17 protein-coding genes are annotated in these 14,715 nt (G+C 39.2%); 7 read left to right on the top strand and 10 right to left on the bottom strand.

Annotated elements, in window-relative coordinates; all coding sequences use genetic code 11:
- Positions 1-10: 10 nt before the first annotated feature.
- Together NXS00_RS21375 and NXS00_RS21370 are read right to left on the bottom strand one after the other, a co-directional pair.
- The gene (locus NXS00_RS21375) at positions 11-652 is read right to left on the bottom strand and encodes a response regulator transcription factor (protein WP_258101314.1); all 642 of its coding nucleotides are present in this window, start codon (positions 650-652) and stop codon (positions 11-13) included.
- On the bottom strand, positions 645-2,537 hold the full coding sequence (locus NXS00_RS21370) for a tetratricopeptide repeat-containing sensor histidine kinase (protein ID WP_258101313.1): 1,893 nt from the start codon (positions 2,535-2,537) through the stop codon (positions 645-647). Before NXS00_RS21370 ends, NXS00_RS21375 begins: the two co-directional genes overlap by 8 nt.
- Positions 2,538-2,675: 138 nt before the next feature.
- On the opposite strand from NXS00_RS21370, the gene NXS00_RS21365 reads away from it, so the two are divergent.
- From NXS00_RS21365 to NXS00_RS21340, 6 genes are read left to right on the top strand one after another with little or no spacing between them, the layout of a single operon-like run.
- Entirely contained in the window at positions 2,676-2,948 is a 273-nt protein-coding gene (locus NXS00_RS21365) for an Rdx family protein (RefSeq protein ID WP_258101312.1), read from the top strand.
- A gap of 9 nt (positions 2,949-2,957) precedes the next feature.
- Positions 2,958-3,884, top strand: a complete 927-nt coding sequence (queG, locus tag NXS00_RS21360) for a tRNA epoxyqueuosine(34) reductase QueG (protein WP_258101311.1) — start codon at positions 2,958-2,960, stop codon at positions 3,882-3,884.
- An 18-nt stretch (positions 3,885-3,902) separates the two neighbouring features.
- A complete protein-coding gene (locus NXS00_RS21355; RefSeq protein ID WP_258101310.1) occupies positions 3,903-4,511 on the top strand; it encodes a trimeric intracellular cation channel family protein in 609 nt (202 codons plus the stop codon).
- A gap of 59 nt (positions 4,512-4,570) precedes the next feature.
- Positions 4,571-5,434: a formyltetrahydrofolate deformylase gene (gene purU / locus NXS00_RS21350; RefSeq protein WP_258101309.1), complete on the top strand. Its 864-nt coding sequence runs from the start codon at positions 4,571-4,573 to the stop codon at positions 5,432-5,434.
- 54 nt (positions 5,435-5,488) lie between these two features.
- Positions 5,489-5,728: a DUF6364 family protein gene (locus NXS00_RS21345; RefSeq protein ID WP_258101308.1), complete on the top strand. Its 240-nt coding sequence runs from the start codon at positions 5,489-5,491 to the stop codon at positions 5,726-5,728.
- On the top strand, positions 5,725-6,138 hold the full coding sequence (locus tag NXS00_RS21340) for a PIN domain-containing protein (RefSeq protein WP_258101307.1): 414 nt from the start codon (positions 5,725-5,727) through the stop codon (positions 6,136-6,138). Before NXS00_RS21345 ends, NXS00_RS21340 begins: the two co-directional genes overlap by 4 nt.
- Here the strand turns inward: NXS00_RS21340 and NXS00_RS21335 are convergent.
- The 3 genes from NXS00_RS21335 to NXS00_RS21325 all read right to left on the bottom strand — a co-directional run bounded on the left by NXS00_RS21335 (position 6,135) and on the right by NXS00_RS21325 (position 8,994).
- The gene (locus NXS00_RS21335; protein WP_258101306.1) at positions 6,135-7,442 is read right to left on the bottom strand and encodes a pyridoxal phosphate-dependent aminotransferase; all 1,308 of its coding nucleotides are present in this window, start codon (positions 7,440-7,442) and stop codon (positions 6,135-6,137) included. The two genes, NXS00_RS21340 and NXS00_RS21335, sit on opposite strands and share 4 nt — an antisense overlap.
- A 261-nt stretch (positions 7,443-7,703) precedes the next feature.
- Positions 7,704-8,153 (bottom strand): DUF6265 family protein, encoded by a 450-nt coding sequence (locus tag NXS00_RS21330; RefSeq protein ID WP_258101305.1) that lies wholly within the window; start codon positions 8,151-8,153, stop codon positions 7,704-7,706.
- Between the two features lie 58 nt (positions 8,154-8,211).
- Positions 8,212-8,994, bottom strand: a complete 783-nt coding sequence (locus tag NXS00_RS21325; RefSeq protein WP_258101304.1) for a helix-turn-helix transcriptional regulator — start codon at positions 8,992-8,994, stop codon at positions 8,212-8,214.
- Positions 8,995-9,063: 69 nt separating this feature from the next.
- Here NXS00_RS21325 and NXS00_RS21320 point away from each other — a divergent pair, with 69 nt between their 5' ends.
- A complete protein-coding gene (locus tag NXS00_RS21320; protein WP_258101303.1) occupies positions 9,064-9,942 on the top strand; it encodes an alpha/beta hydrolase in 879 nt (292 codons plus the stop codon).
- Here NXS00_RS21320 and NXS00_RS21315 read toward each other — a convergent pair.
- From NXS00_RS21315 to NXS00_RS21295, 5 genes are all read right to left on the bottom strand, one after another.
- Positions 9,939-11,753 carry a PAS domain-containing sensor histidine kinase gene (locus NXS00_RS21315; protein WP_258101302.1) on the bottom strand — a complete coding sequence of 605 codons (1,815 nt, stop codon included), beginning with the start codon at positions 11,751-11,753 and terminating at the stop codon, positions 9,939-9,941. The two genes, NXS00_RS21320 and NXS00_RS21315, sit on opposite strands and share 4 nt — an antisense overlap.
- Before the next feature lie 124 nt (positions 11,754-11,877).
- The gene (locus tag NXS00_RS21310) at positions 11,878-12,252 is read right to left on the bottom strand and encodes a response regulator (RefSeq protein ID WP_258101301.1); all 375 of its coding nucleotides are present in this window, start codon (positions 12,250-12,252) and stop codon (positions 11,878-11,880) included.
- Positions 12,253-12,263: 11 nt separating this feature from the next.
- Complete coding sequence (locus NXS00_RS21305) at positions 12,264-13,355, bottom strand: protein-glutamate methylesterase/protein-glutamine glutaminase (RefSeq protein ID WP_258101300.1); 1,092 nt, start codon at positions 13,353-13,355, stop codon at positions 12,264-12,266.
- Complete coding sequence (locus tag NXS00_RS21300) at positions 13,345-13,815, bottom strand: chemotaxis protein CheD (RefSeq protein WP_258101299.1); 471 nt, start codon at positions 13,813-13,815, stop codon at positions 13,345-13,347. Before NXS00_RS21300 ends, NXS00_RS21305 begins: the two co-directional genes overlap by 11 nt.
- Before the next feature lie 7 nt (positions 13,816-13,822).
- The gene (locus NXS00_RS21295; protein ID WP_258101298.1) at positions 13,823-14,710 is read right to left on the bottom strand and encodes a sensor histidine kinase; all 888 of its coding nucleotides are present in this window, start codon (positions 14,708-14,710) and stop codon (positions 13,823-13,825) included.
- Positions 14,711-14,715 lie beyond the last annotated feature (5 nt).

Below are 14,715 nucleotides of genomic sequence, written 5' to 3'. Positions count from 1 at the left end.
TAACAAGCAGTTAATCAACCAACCCATGCTTCATGGCATAGGTGATTAAACCTGCAGAATTCTTGGCATTTAACTTGGCCATAAGGTTTTTTTTGTGCGTATTCACTGTATGAGCAGAAATAAATAAGGCTTCACCAATCTCTTTGGCAGTTAGTTCTTTCACCAGGTATTTCAGTATTTCTTTTTCTCGTCTGCTAAGCTTAACTTGAGGTTCTGGTTTGGACTCAAAAAGGCTGTTTACATACTTTTCTTTGACTTCTGGTGAGAAGTATTTTTTGCCATTTTGCAGCTCAGCCAGTGCAACCACAAACTCTTCCTTTTCGGCGTTTTTCAGCAAATACCCATCTACATCTTTTTGAATAAGTTTAGAGATACGCTCAGGGTCATTGTGGGTACTCAGAACGAGAGTTTTAACATTAGGGTATTTGGCTTTCACAACAGAGTTCAACTTTATTCCATCCATCTCAGGCATGCTAATATCAGTAACTAGTACATCCACCGTATGAGTGGCCAATATATTCAAAGCCTCTTCACCACCACCTGCTGTAGCCACCACTTCGATGAGCGGATCTGATTTCAATAAGGCACTAAGCCCATTGAGAAACATTGGATGATCATCCACCAGCACGATTCTTATCTTTTCTTTAAGCATACCGCATGTTGTTTTCCAAGAATGGAATATCAATATTCGTAATGGTTCCCCTGCCTGGTTTAGAATCTATATGAAACTCACCCTTTAAAATAGCTACTCTTGAAGCTATATTTTTCAAACCCATTCCTTCAGTGATTTGAGATTCATCAAACCCACAACCATCATCTTCAATGATGACGTTCAATTGATCTTCCAATTCATTTATGGAGATTTCAACCAGCGTCGCATTGGAGTGTTTAACAATATTATTGATCAACTCCTGAAAAACACGATACAACTCCAGTTTTAGTTCATCTGTCAAGCTCAGTAAATCTGAAGTGGTATTATCATCAAATACTAACTCAAACCCATGAAGATGACTCATACCTTCTACATACCTTTTCACCATTTCTAGAAAGGTAAAATCTGACGTTTTAAGTGGAGATAAATTAGTTGATATTGACCTTACTTCGTTATACGTCTGATCAATATTGCTCTTAATTTGAGCAATTGCCTGATCATCAGAATAGTTTTCTGATATTCGAGATAAGCCAAGCTTGATACCTGCCAGATTGCCAGCAATACTATCATGCAATTCTTTAGCAATTCTAAGTCGTTCTTTTTCCTGACCTTCTATGCGTGCTTTGATCTGCTTTAATTCATTCTCTTGCTTTAGTTCGCGAGTTTTTACCTTATTCAATTCTTTACTCTGCTCCACAACTAATTTAGTGGCTTTCATTTTTTGCCTATAAACAATTAGAAGTATTAGCAATGCAATCAGAACCACCACGGCGATAATTACAATAACCTGTTGAATCAGCTTCTCATTCTTCAATTTAATAATCTGCTGTTCTCGCTCCGCAGCTTCATATTTGACCAATAGGTCTTTAAAATTCTCATCTTCCTCCAGCTGATCAAGGCTATCTCTCATCTCCAGATGTCTGTACAAGTAATTATACGCATCTTCATAATCACCTCTACCTTTTGCAACATAGGAGATATTTGCCACGATGTAGTGAATCCTGTCAAACTTCAACTCTTCAGCTACTTTTAAACTTTTCTCATAATATTGTTGGGCTAGAGCATATTTTTCTTGTTTCACATATATCAATCCCATCTGGTTGTAATTAACCATCAAGTCAATTTTAGGATCATTTTCTTCTGAATAAGCCAAAACAATTAACCCATACATCTCTGCGCTATCAAGCTGTTCTGCCCGCTGAAAAACCATTGTTTTTCGACTGAGCAATAAGTATTTAGTGGATTCATCATCTGAGTCAACACAAGCTTGTAGTCCCAAGTCAACACATTTCAAAGCCAGATCATATTCTCTCAAATACGCATAACTCATGGCCATATTTGCAAATATCACAGCATGAAACTCATCCTCCGGACTTACAGCTAAGGCCTCTTCATAGAACTCTATTGCCTTTGTATATTGCTGAACCGATGTATAAATATTGGCCTTAGTATTTAAAGACTTCATTATATCGAGCTTGGTTCCGTACTTTTTAACTATATCCAAAGATTTGAGAATGTAGGTAGTCGCACTATCATTTTTACCCTTTAAATAGTAGTTATTACTGATCTGCTGATACACCCTACCTATTTCTAAAGTATTTTCAACCTGCTGAAAATATGCTAAAGCTTTAAAAAAATGTGTGCTGGCATTATCCTTTTGGGAGTGTTTATCAAACAGCTCTCCCAACTTCTTCTCCGCAAGACCAGATCTGGAATAGTCCTTGGTTTCTATACTTAGGGCAAGAGCTTTTTCATAAGCCTCTTGAGCCAATTCAATTCCAACAGAATCATCGCTGACTGCAAGCAGGCTATCTATTTTTTGCTGTGCCAATATTGATCCGGAAAGGAGAATAAATGCCAAGAAAAGTGGTCCACCAAGTCGCATAATCCTGTAATGTTAGCCATCCTGCCCTTTGGATGAAAATTTGACCCTGAAAATACTTAATATTAAGTAGTCTCTATTGAGACTTTAATTCAATGGAAATGTCATTATACTATTATAATCTATTATTTTCAACACATAATGCATAACGTAACGATAGAATACTGTAAGCTTTGTCGCTGGATGATGCGAGCAACCTGGATGGCTCAAGAGCTACTCACTACTTTTTCTGATGAGCTGGAAGAAGTGACTCTCAAACAAAATACAGGTGGTATTTACAATATCTATGCAGATGGAGAATTAATCTTTTCCAGAAAAGAGGAAGGGCGTTTTCCTGAAATCACTGAGCTCAAGCAACTAGTTCGTGACAAAATTGCACCTCAAAAAAGTTTAGGTCATTCAGATAAGAAATAACTTTGAGCTGTGAGTATCCACAGCAATACAGAAGTAATTAAATCGATAGCAACAGAGCTGGGATTTTCATTTTGCGGCATTTCTAAAGCAGAATTTCTAGAACAAGAGGCTCCTAAACTTGAAGAATGGCTCAAAAAAGGCTACCATGGTCAAATGGGATACCTAGAAAACCATTTTGACAAAAGGCTGGATCCATCCAAACTTGTTCCTGGAGCAAAATCTGTGGTATCACTTATTTACAATTACTCTCCACAAAAGACACACCAATCTGAGGCAGGCCCTAAAATTGCCAAGTATGCCTATGGGCAAGATTATCACCATGTCATAAAGGACAAACTGAAAGAGTTTACCCTACGATTAACCGAAGAGGTTGGACAGGTAGAAGGAAGAGCATTTGTAGATAGTGCTCCAGTAATGGAGCGTCAATGGGCTGCCAAAAGTGGCTTAGGATGGATTGGAAAAAACTCCCTGTTACTTAATCGGAATATGGGTAGCTTCTTTTTCCTTGCTGAATTGATCATTGATCTGGAACTAGAATCAGATGGCCCTATTAAAGATTACTGCGGTACCTGTACCGCCTGTCAGGATGCCTGCCCCACCGATGCCATTCCTCAGCCATATGTAATCGATGGTAGCAGGTGTATCTCTTACCTGACTATTGAGCTAAAAGAGGAAATTCCGAATGAATTCAAAGACAAAATGGAAAACTGGGCATTTGGATGTGACATTTGTCAAGAGGTATGTCCATGGAATCGTTTTTCAAAACCTCACAATGAACCCAAATTTCAACCTCAAGGTTGGGAAGGGTTTAATTCCAGAGACTGGGAAGAAATGACTGAAGAAGTGTTCCAAAAAGTCTTTAAAAAATCTGCAGTTAAGCGAACAAAGTTTGGGGGATTGAAAAGGAATCTCGATTTCATTAAAAAGACCAATTGAACCCTTACCTTCGTTTCTGTGAACATTCTTTATTTTATCGATATCATCGGAACTATGGTTTTTGCCATCAGTGGTGCGCTGGCAGGTCGAGATAAAAAGCTTGACATGTTCGGCATAGCTGCTGTAGGCTTCATCACAGCAATAGGTGGTGGTACGGTAAGAGATTTACTTCTAGGCAGTACCCCCGTTGGCTGGATGAAAGACATCATTTACCTAATCATGATCGGTTCTGGCCTGATTATCTCCTTATTCTTTGGCAAAACAGTCATGAAGCTTCGAAGAACATTTTTCATATTCGACACAGTAGGAATTGCCGTTTTTACAGTTTTAGGACTACAGAAGGCTCTGACTTTTGGTGTTCATCCAGTAATCGCTATCATGATGGGGATGGTATCAGCCGTATTTGGTGGAGTGATTAGAGACATAGTCTGCAACGATATTCCATTGATTTTTAGACAAGAGATTTATGCACTTACCTGTATCGCAGGAGGGATTATTTATGCCATCATGGAGCACTTTGGAGTAGAACAAATTGTCAATGTATTGATCACCGTTTCTTTCATAGTAAGTTTCAGAGTGCTAGCTGTAAAATACCACTGGAAACTACCCGATTTATCCCAGAGCTAATATAGATTTACCATCCCAAGAATAAACAGACCCCGTTTTTTGTTGCTAATTGATTGGATATGGGCCTGAAAAATCACGCTATTTTATTAATTCACTGTAATGACCGTAAAGGTCTTATCAGTACGATCACACATTTCTTGTTTGAGCACAATGGGAACATCATTGACCTGGATGAGCACGTTGACAAATCAGATGGTGTCTTTTTCATGCGTGTGGAGTGGGAACTTGATGCTTTTGACATTCCTAAAGAAGACATTCGAGATGCCTTTGCCAACCAAATAGCCAATGAATATGAAATGCAGTGGCAATTGCATTTTACAGATCGTAAGCCTAGAATGGCCGTCTTCGTATCCAAAGCTTCCCATTGTTTGTATGACATTTTATCCAGACACTATTCTGGTGAGTGGCAAGTAGAAATTCCGGCGATCATCTCCAATCACAAAATGCATGAAGAGCTAGCTCAGAGATACGGAATCCCTTTTTACTTCTTTGAAATCAACAAGGAAAACAAATCTGAAGTAGAGCGGGCTCAGATGACTTTGCTCACAGAATTGGATATAGACTTCATGATACTCGCAAGGTATATGCAAATCCTAAGTGATAATTTCATCAAGAGCTATCCTAACAAAATCATCAATATTCATCATAGCTTCTTACCAGCATTTGCAGGAGCAAAGCCTTATCATCGAGCATACGAGCGTGGTGTAAAAATCATAGGAGCTACAAGTCACTACGTCACTGCCGATCTAGATGCTGGTCCAATTTTAGAACAAGATGTCGCCAAAATCACGCACAAAGACACAGTCGAAGACTTGATTCGCAAAGGGAAAGACCTGGAAAAGATCGTGTTGTCCAGGGCTATTTGGACCCATTTGGAACGAAAAGCCCTGGTTCACAACAACAAGACAGTGATTTTTGATTAATTAGCAACTTCTATTTATTTTTATACGTATCTATTATAAAATTAAGCACGTATAATGGATTCTAAATTGACACTTAAGCTAGAAAGCAGCATCATAGAGGAAGCGAAAAAGTATGCCAAAAAGCATCAAACTAGCGTTTCCAAAATGGTGGAAAACTATTTACTAGCTGTTACCCAAAATCCATATGATCAAGAAATAACCCCTCTGGTAAAAAGCTTATCTGGTGTAATTGAAATCCCTCAGGATGAAGATCAACTGGAATACACAAAGTTTCTGGATAAGAAATACCAATGAGCAGACTTTTAGTTGACACCAACATTATTATTGATCTTCTCTCACAGAGAGCCCCATTCTATAACGCAGCAAGCAAGCTCTTTTCACTAGCAGATCGTGGCAGAGTAACGTTGATGGTATCATCTCTTTCTTTCGCCAACACTTACTACATTTTATCTCAGCAATTAACAGACGTGAAAACACGTCAAATATTGAGAAATCTAAAATCGCTAACCACTATTCTTGATTTGAACAGCAAAATCATAGAACTATCACTCAATTCCGATTTCAGGGATTTTGAAGATGCTTTGCAGTACTTCTCTGCCACAGAATTCAAGGCTGATATCATTATAACCAGAAATCAGAAAGACTTCAAATCCTCTTCACTTCCGGTTATGAATGCAGAAGAATTTCTTGCCAATTTAAATTAAACTGACTCGCAGTATTCGATTACGCCTTCTTTGATTCTATTGAAGGTTTTTGCAATCAATTCTTCATCTTCCTCAAGCAATGTCAATCGGAAGCCTAGAAGATCAGAGGCAAACGAGGAAATTGGAACGATACACACTTGTTTGGCTGCTAACAAGTAATATACAAATCGTTTATCCTGAGTCATGGTCGTACTATCCAACCAATTATCTAAAAGCGCCTGTACTTTAGGGTCATCAATCTTCAATTTTTGTCCTTCTTTCAGCACGTCCTTTTCAAAAATCATGGTGTTATAAAATGCACCATTGGTTTGATTGAATTTCACGTAAGGTACATCCTTGAATACTTCATTCAAGTAAGCGCTTCTTCTACCAATTTTTTCCTTCGTCTCTGCAATAAACTGAGGATATCTGTCATCCTGCATGATTCTGGGAATAGACAACTGAGGTAGCTTGGTAGAACTCACCTCGATCATTTTTGCATTGTCAATGGTATCACAAAGTCTTGAAAACTCTGTATCACTAGTACGATTGTAATATTCGGCCCACCCACAGCGGGCACCTGGCCAAGGGAATTCTTTGGAAATACCTTTCAATGAAATGGCTGGCACATCGCCAACCACCTCAGCTAGCGTACACGTCTCAGCGCCATTGTAGATGATGTTCATGTAGATCTCATCACAGATCAGGAACAGGTTAAATTCTTTAGCGATATCCACCATTCGCTGTAGGATATGCTTCGGATACACCATTCCCGTTGGGTTATCCGGATTGATGATAAGTATCCCCACAATGCTAGGGTTATACTTTACCTTATTATATAAATCATCCATATCCGGATACCAGGAGTTATCTGGATCCAACTTATAAGTCATCGGATGATGGTTGGCATGCGCTGCTTCGGCAGAAGAGTGGGTTGAGTATGCTGGAGACGGCCCTATTACTCGTGATGTGGGTAATAGGTATTGATAGATCTTTTGAATTGCATCGCCAAGGCCATTGAAAAAAGTAATGTCCTGAGCCCCAATCTGTACTCCATCACGCTTATTGTTAAGGTCAGCTAAAAATTGACGCGTTGACAATACTCCTTTAGAATGACTGTATCCATAAGTATTATCTTCATAAAGCAAGCCGGCTATGATATCCTTCATCCATTCAGGCAACTTATGGTTCTTTTGGATTGGGTCGCCAATATTTTCCCAAAGAATCTCATAACCAAGTTGCTCCAGTTGTTCCGCCTTCTTTACTATTCCGCGAATTTCATAAGACAATTCACTAGCTCCGTCTCTTAATAACTTCTGTCTCATACCCTAAAAATGAAGGTACGAAGGTAGGAGAAAGTATAAGCATTTTAAAGATTGACAAAAGAATATTCTTCAAATCCTTAATTTAAGACCTATCCATTCCAATGAGTGAACAGTCCATACCTCACAAAACGAATGGTCAGCTTAATCCATTTCTAACAAATCAATAGATCAATATTATCATTTATATATACCCTGAGAAGGACACTCACAACCATGCTTTCATTGGTGTTAGGCGGCAGATATAGATGAAAAGTTGTACATCTATTTCATTTCCCTGAAAGCAAAGGACATCTTTTTTTGGCCGGCAGCAATAATAGCTGTCAGTCGTTCACCATCTCGCTCATAGATAATTTCTTTAGGAAAGTCATGAGTTGGATTTTCACATTTTAGGTAATTCTGCCTCAAAACTGTAACCTCAAATCTGGTTGGCTCCGAATTACCAGGAACTTCAGCAACATAATAGAAAACATTGTTAACCAGTTCAATTCTTAGCTTTTCAACAAAAGTGGTATCACTTCCAGTGATGGAAACCCCCATACCTACCAAATCCGCATTTTCCAATGACCAAATCTCATAACCTTTTTTTCCTGGTTTTAGGTCAGTCCGCTCCCAATTGCCCATCATCCAGGCAATTTCTTTTATCGACATGTCACTTTGCCCAGAACAAGAAATGAAAAGTGTCAGACCCGCAAGCATTAGTATAGCTCTCATAGTTTTTTAACGTCAAATAAAGGATGCTTCCAAAAATTGATCTAGTAAAAAACCGACATCACTTCCTCATAAAGAAATTAGCCATATCAGGGTGATCAAAATCGTACTTCGAAGGGTCCTCACCTGTAAATTCCTTAAAGTTCTTGATGAGGTGGCTTTGATCCGTAAATCCGGCCTGATAAGCCAATTGAGCCCAGCCATAGTCACCTTCTTCCACTTGCTGGAAAATGTAGCTTAAGCGAATAATTCTTGCATAGAATTTTGGACTTAATCCAATCTCATTTTTGAACAACCTCTCCAATTGACGCTCGCCAACACCTATTTGACTGGACAAATAAGACAAATCCAACATACCATGATTCAACTGTATGGCCTCTACTCCTCGTTTGACACGAGATTCATTTGGCTTTCGACTCAAAATCAATGATTCAATGGCAACACAAAACTCATCAAAGCTGTGAAGAGCAGGTTCTGGACAAACGAAATCCGGAACTATTTCTTCAAGTCTCCAAACTTTATCCACCAACGATGCCATGTTCAAGCCAAACAATGAATGGATTGCCCAGGGTTTCATCTTCACTCCGATCATCCCTGAAACACCAGAATTCTCCAGATAAAAATATTTGGTTATCTGACCAGCGATAAGGTTCTTGGATTGCAGCTCCCATTCTCCAGAAATGCAAATTCTATACGGGTCCCCGTAGTGAAAAATCAACTCAGGAAAGCCATCAGGTATGATTTTTTGTGGAAAAAGCGTGGTATCTCCTTCGCTATCCACAATCCAAAAACATTCTATGAAATCACTCAACTCCGGAGTTGGTTCTTTTCTTTTATAAATCATATACGAGATTAATTTCTCAAATTAATGGCAAATCAAGAAGTCTCTTAACTTTATCATCTAAATTCAACAATGATGAGAACCGTTATTACCATCACCCTGGTACTGATAAATTTTACTGTAATTGCTCAAAACTTTACTTTACCACTTTGGCCAGATGAAGTGCCAAACTCTAAATCAACAAGCATAGAGGAATACAGTGACTCAAGCGACATTGTCCGTATTTCCAAAGTCATCAATCCTACCATTGATGTATTCTTACCTTCCAAACAAAATGCCACGGGTCAAGCTGTCATTATTTGCCCTGGTGGTGGCTATCAGATATTGGCATATGATTGGGAAGGAACTGACGTTGCCAAGTTTTTAAATGGGCATGGTATTGCGGCTATTGTACTAAAATATCGATTACCTGAAAATGAGAGTAATATTGATCCTCATAAATCTCCTTTAATGGATGCACAGCAAGCCATGAAACTAGTGCGAAAAAATGCTTCTTCCTGGAACATCGACAGGAGCAAAGTGGGCATAATGGGTTTCTCCGCTGGAGGTCACTTGGCTTCTACGTTAGGTACACATTTTGATGAAATCACAAGACCTGACTTTATGGCATTGATATATCCTGTTATTTCCATGAACTCTGAATTCACGCATATGGGTTCTCGAAACAATTTAATTGGCAAAAATCCATCTAATCATTTAGTGACATTATACTCAAACGAGCTGCAGGTCAATACGAATACTCCGCCTACCTTCTTACTTCATGCGTCTGATGATGGGGCTGTGCCAGTGGAGAACAGTTTAGTATTCTATAAAGCATTAGTCAAAAACAAGGTCCCTGCAGAAATGCACATTTACCCTGAAGGTGGACATGGTTTCAGCCTGGCACTAGAAAAGGATCATCTTGCTGACTGGCCAGACCTACTTATCCAATGGCTGAAAAATCTGGACTAACCAATTGGCAATTCAATAGTGACACTTGTCCCGGATTTGTCAGAGAAAATCTGGATGTCACCTTCATGATCTTTCACAATCTGATAGACGATAAATAGCCCTAAACCAACCCCTTCTCCAGGTGGTTTGGTAGTAAAGAATGGATCAAACACTCGATTAATGTTTTCATCGGATATACCGGTACCATTATCTTTAACTGTGACTAGTACTTTCTGAGATTCTTTGCCCAGACTGGTGACCACTTCTATTTCCCCTTTGCCTAGAATTGATTGGTTGGCGTTATGAATTAAATTCAAAAATATTTGATGCAATTTTCCATCATTCCCATAAACTTTCAAATCACCTTCATAAAAGTTCTTTATTACCTGCTGGCCCATCAATTCATGATTCAAAATTCGCAGACAATTGTCCAGAATCAAATGAATGTCACAGGGCTGCATGATGCGATCGTTCGCTCGGTTAAAATGATTTAAGCTTTTAACAATATCCCGAATTCGAGTAACCCCATCATCAATAATTTCGATTGTTTCTACTCTGGTTTCTTCTAACTCATCCTCATCTTCATATTCTTCAGGATTTGTAAAAGTATCTTTTAGTTTATACAGTCCACCAAGAATAAAATTAAGTGGATTGTTGATCTCATGGCTAATACCGGCCGTAAGAATACCCACTGAAGCCATTTTTTCACTTTCCACTAGTTGTGCTTGAGTTTGCTGTAGCTGACTGAGTGTTTCCTTTAATTCATTGTTGGCATCAGACAGCATTTTATTAGCCTGTTCTAGCTTTAAAGTGCGCTCTTCCACCAGTTTCTCTAAGTGATTTTGGTGGTTTAGCAGCTCGTTCTCTATCTGTTTTTGTCGTGTGATATCACGTATCACTGCCTGAACAAACCTGGATCCTTCAAGCTTTACCAATTTCAAACTCAAAAAAGAATTAAATGACTCACCGCTTTTTTTAAAATGAAGCCACTCAAAAAATTGAGGCTCCCCTTTAGCTACCGCTTTGCCATAATAATCTGCCTTACTAGCTGATGTTTGCCCATCAGGTTGCAATGCTGGACTCAACATTAAGGGATTTGCTCCTAATAGTTCCTCTCTTGAATACCCATATAAGCTTAGTGCCTTCTCATTACAATCAACCACTTTCATCTCCCGAATGAGCATGATGGCATCGTTAGAACTTTGAAAAAGCATCTCATACTTCTTACCTCGGTTTAAAATCTCGGCATTCTGTAATTTGATCAATTCAGAGTTCTCTAGAACAGCCTGATTATACATCTTCCCAACATACATCAATCCTATTGATGAGAATGCAATAATGGCACAATCCATGATCCAGGCGAATGGTCTTGTGATGAACTCACCAGCAGCTAACGCCGACTCCAAAACTCCATTGATATGCAAATAGCCTAGTGTTAGATAGGCCGTTACCATGACAACTAAAAAGTAAATGGCTCTGCGAATGGGACAGATAAAGGAGATAAAAACCGGCAAAATGGTCATTACGATCTTGGCCGAAGAAATATACCCGTCATGGTAAACACTATATAAAATATCCAGTCCAAGACAGGTAAGCAAGAAAGCCAGTTTTACCACAGGCCTGAATCGATGCCTCAGAATTGTTATGGCGACCACTAAAACAAACACTGTAGAGTGAACAATTGTGGTAACGCGAGGCCCAAAAAGAAAGACTCCAAGAAGGGAAAGCACGATAATTACGGCACCCAAAATGCTTACCGCAATCAATAATTGATCGATTACACGGTTTTGAATACGCGAAATATCGTCATCATTGTTAAAGATGACACTCATAGGGACTAGGTTGATGGTTCCACCAAACTAATCATTGTTACAATCACATCAAACTGTGTATTGTAAAAAGACTGCCTCTAGAGGTACAGAGGCAGTCGCCAGAAACAGTAAAAACAAACAGCTATTAAGCTGCTTTACTTTGCATCACGTTAGTTATCACATCTATTAATTGCTCCTCCGTGAATGGCTTAACAATAAATTCAGCGATACCAAGTGCTTTTTCTTTTTCAATAACAGTTTTTTGACCAACTGCAGAAATGACAATTACTTCAGAGGTTAGTCCTTCATCTTTGAATGTTTTCAAAACTTCAGCGCCAAACATATCTGGCATTACATTATCCAGGGTGATAAGATCTGGCTCATGCTCTAAAGCCAACTCAATGGCAGAAGCCCCATTGGCAGCTTCCGCTACTACTGTGTAGCCAATTTTTTCCACCGCTTGCTTAATAAGCATTCGCATGTAAATGGAATCATCAACTATTAAAACTGTTTTACTCATAGTTTCTGTGATTAATTAGTCTGTAATATCTTCCGAATGATATGATTTGAAATTTTATCCAATGGCAAGGAAATCGAAGCGGCCTCTAATTTGACCGCCTCTTTTGGCATTCCATACACCACACATGAAGCCTCATCCTGTGCTACAGTATAGGCTCCCATTTCTCTCATATTTTTCATACCCTTTGCTCCATCTGCTCCCATTCCTGTGAGCAATACTCCAATCGAGTTTTTACCAGCATATTGTGCTACCGAATGAAACAAAACATCAATACTTGGTCGATGGTTGTTTACATGTGGCTGGCTGTTTAGCTCTACATAATATCTTGTTCCGCTTCGCTTCAGGCACATATGTTGATTCCCTGGAGCAATCAGTGCTGTTCCTCTCAACACGGTATCTCCATGCTTGGCCTCCCTGACATTTATCGGACAAATTTCATCCAAACGTTTGGCAAATTGTGTGGTAAACACCTCCGGCATATGTTGGGTAATAATGATCCCGGGACAGTCCAATGGCATTTCTGAGAGCATCACGCGAATGGCTTCCGTACCTCCAGTAGAGGCACCAACGGCAATAACCTTTTCTGTTGTCTGAATAGGAGAAGAATGCGATGTTCTTGCAGGTGCTTTATAAGCATTTGAAGAAATACCTCTTCTCCTAACGTGTGCTTTAGAAGCTGCTTTTATTTTTTCACAAAGCTGCGCTTTCACGTTTTCCAATTGCTGGCGAGTACCCAACCTTGGTTTTGCGACCACTTCTACCGCACCATATTCCATAGCCAAAATGGCGTTTTCTGCACTTTTCTCTGTCAGAGTAGACAGAATCACAACCGGAATTGGGTGTTGTGACATTAGTTTGGACAAAAAGGTGATTCCGTCCATTTTAGGCATTTCCACATCTAGAGAGATTACATCTGGAACCTCCTGACGTATGATTTCTACTGCCACATATGGATCCGATGCAGTACCAATTACCTCAATTTCTTCATCTGAATTATAAATAGAGCTCAGTGTATTGCGCACCAAAGCAGAATCATCAATAACTAGGACTTTTATTTTCTTTTCAATTGTCCTTACGGACTTAGAAACCTTTTCAACTATCATGAGTCTGCTTTTGTAAGAACTTCATCAACACCTGACCATTATTCGTATTAAATCGAATCTTTCTACCGATTTCTCCACCGACATTTTCTGCAACTATTGGTATTCGAGCATCTGCCAAATAGTCTTTTACCATCATTACATTGCGCTGCCCTACTCCAAGACTGCTTTGCATTTGATTGGCACCACCAAAAACTTTGGCAATCATATTGGTACGTTTGGATCCTATTAGCTCCATTTTTTCAATCAGCTTATCCATGGCAATATTTCCATATTTGGGAGAAGCCAATCCCTGCCCATTCCAAAAAGGCAGCATATAGTGATTTATTCCACCAACCTTCAATCGATCATCATACAGACAAACTGCCACGCATGACCCCAAAACTGTATCCACCACATGAGGTTCTTTCTCCACAAAAATCCCGCTCGGTAACAAATAATATTTCTGCAGCGTGTCTGTCATTGGGCTATTAGAAAACTCCGTCGTTATCGTCAAATAAAAACTCGTTGCCAACCGATGAGAATGTTGACGAGTCTAGACTCTCTGTTAGCTCTGGTACATGAATAGCAAATACACTTCCTTTATTTGACTCGCTTTCTAATGTCAGCTTTCCATCCAATGTCTCTAGCAAAGCTTTGGTTAGGCTTAAACCTAGACCGTGACCTGGATGTGCCTTTACACTTCCTCTATCAAGCTGCGTAAATCGACTAAAGACTTCTTCCTGATCTGCCTTACTTATTCCAATTCCAAAGTCACAAACACTTAGATGTAATGTTCCTTCTTCTACTAGACAGGAAATTTCAATTTTTCCGCCTGTGAAGCTAAACTGAATGGCATTTGATATTAGATTCGAAAGAATCAGGTTCAGCTTCTCTGAATCAGTAACAAAAACTTGACTCTCATTGAGACCAATTAACTCAATGCTCATTTTCTTTTTTTTCAATAGCTTTTTAAAGCTATTAATCACACTATTGACAAGTGATTTCAGATTGACTCTACTTACCTTCATCTCCACTTCACCAGCCTCCAACTCTGCAGAGGCCAGGATATTGGTCATTTGAAAATTCAGCTGGAAGGTCTCATCATAAATGAGGGAGGCAATTCGTGAGGACCGCTCAGAGGACTGATCGACCAGACTCTGTGACAACTCCAACAAAGCGCTTATCGGGTTGATAATTTCATTGCGAATGTTAGACAGAAAATCAGTCTTGATTTGCTCTGCCACTACCAATTTTTTATTGACTGACATCAATTCATCCATTAACTTCTGCTCTCTTCCATTGAGGTATTTAGCCAGAAGTCCAGGTCTGGATTCTAGTTGCTGGATCAGCTCATTGTCATTTAACTTTTCTTTCATGTTGC

The sequence above is a fragment of the Marinoscillum pacificum genome, assembly GCF_024714495.1.
GTDB lineage: Bacteria > Bacteroidota > Bacteroidia > Cytophagales > Cyclobacteriaceae > Marinoscillum > Marinoscillum pacificum.
This window is presented reverse-complemented; position numbering and strand designations above follow the sequence as displayed.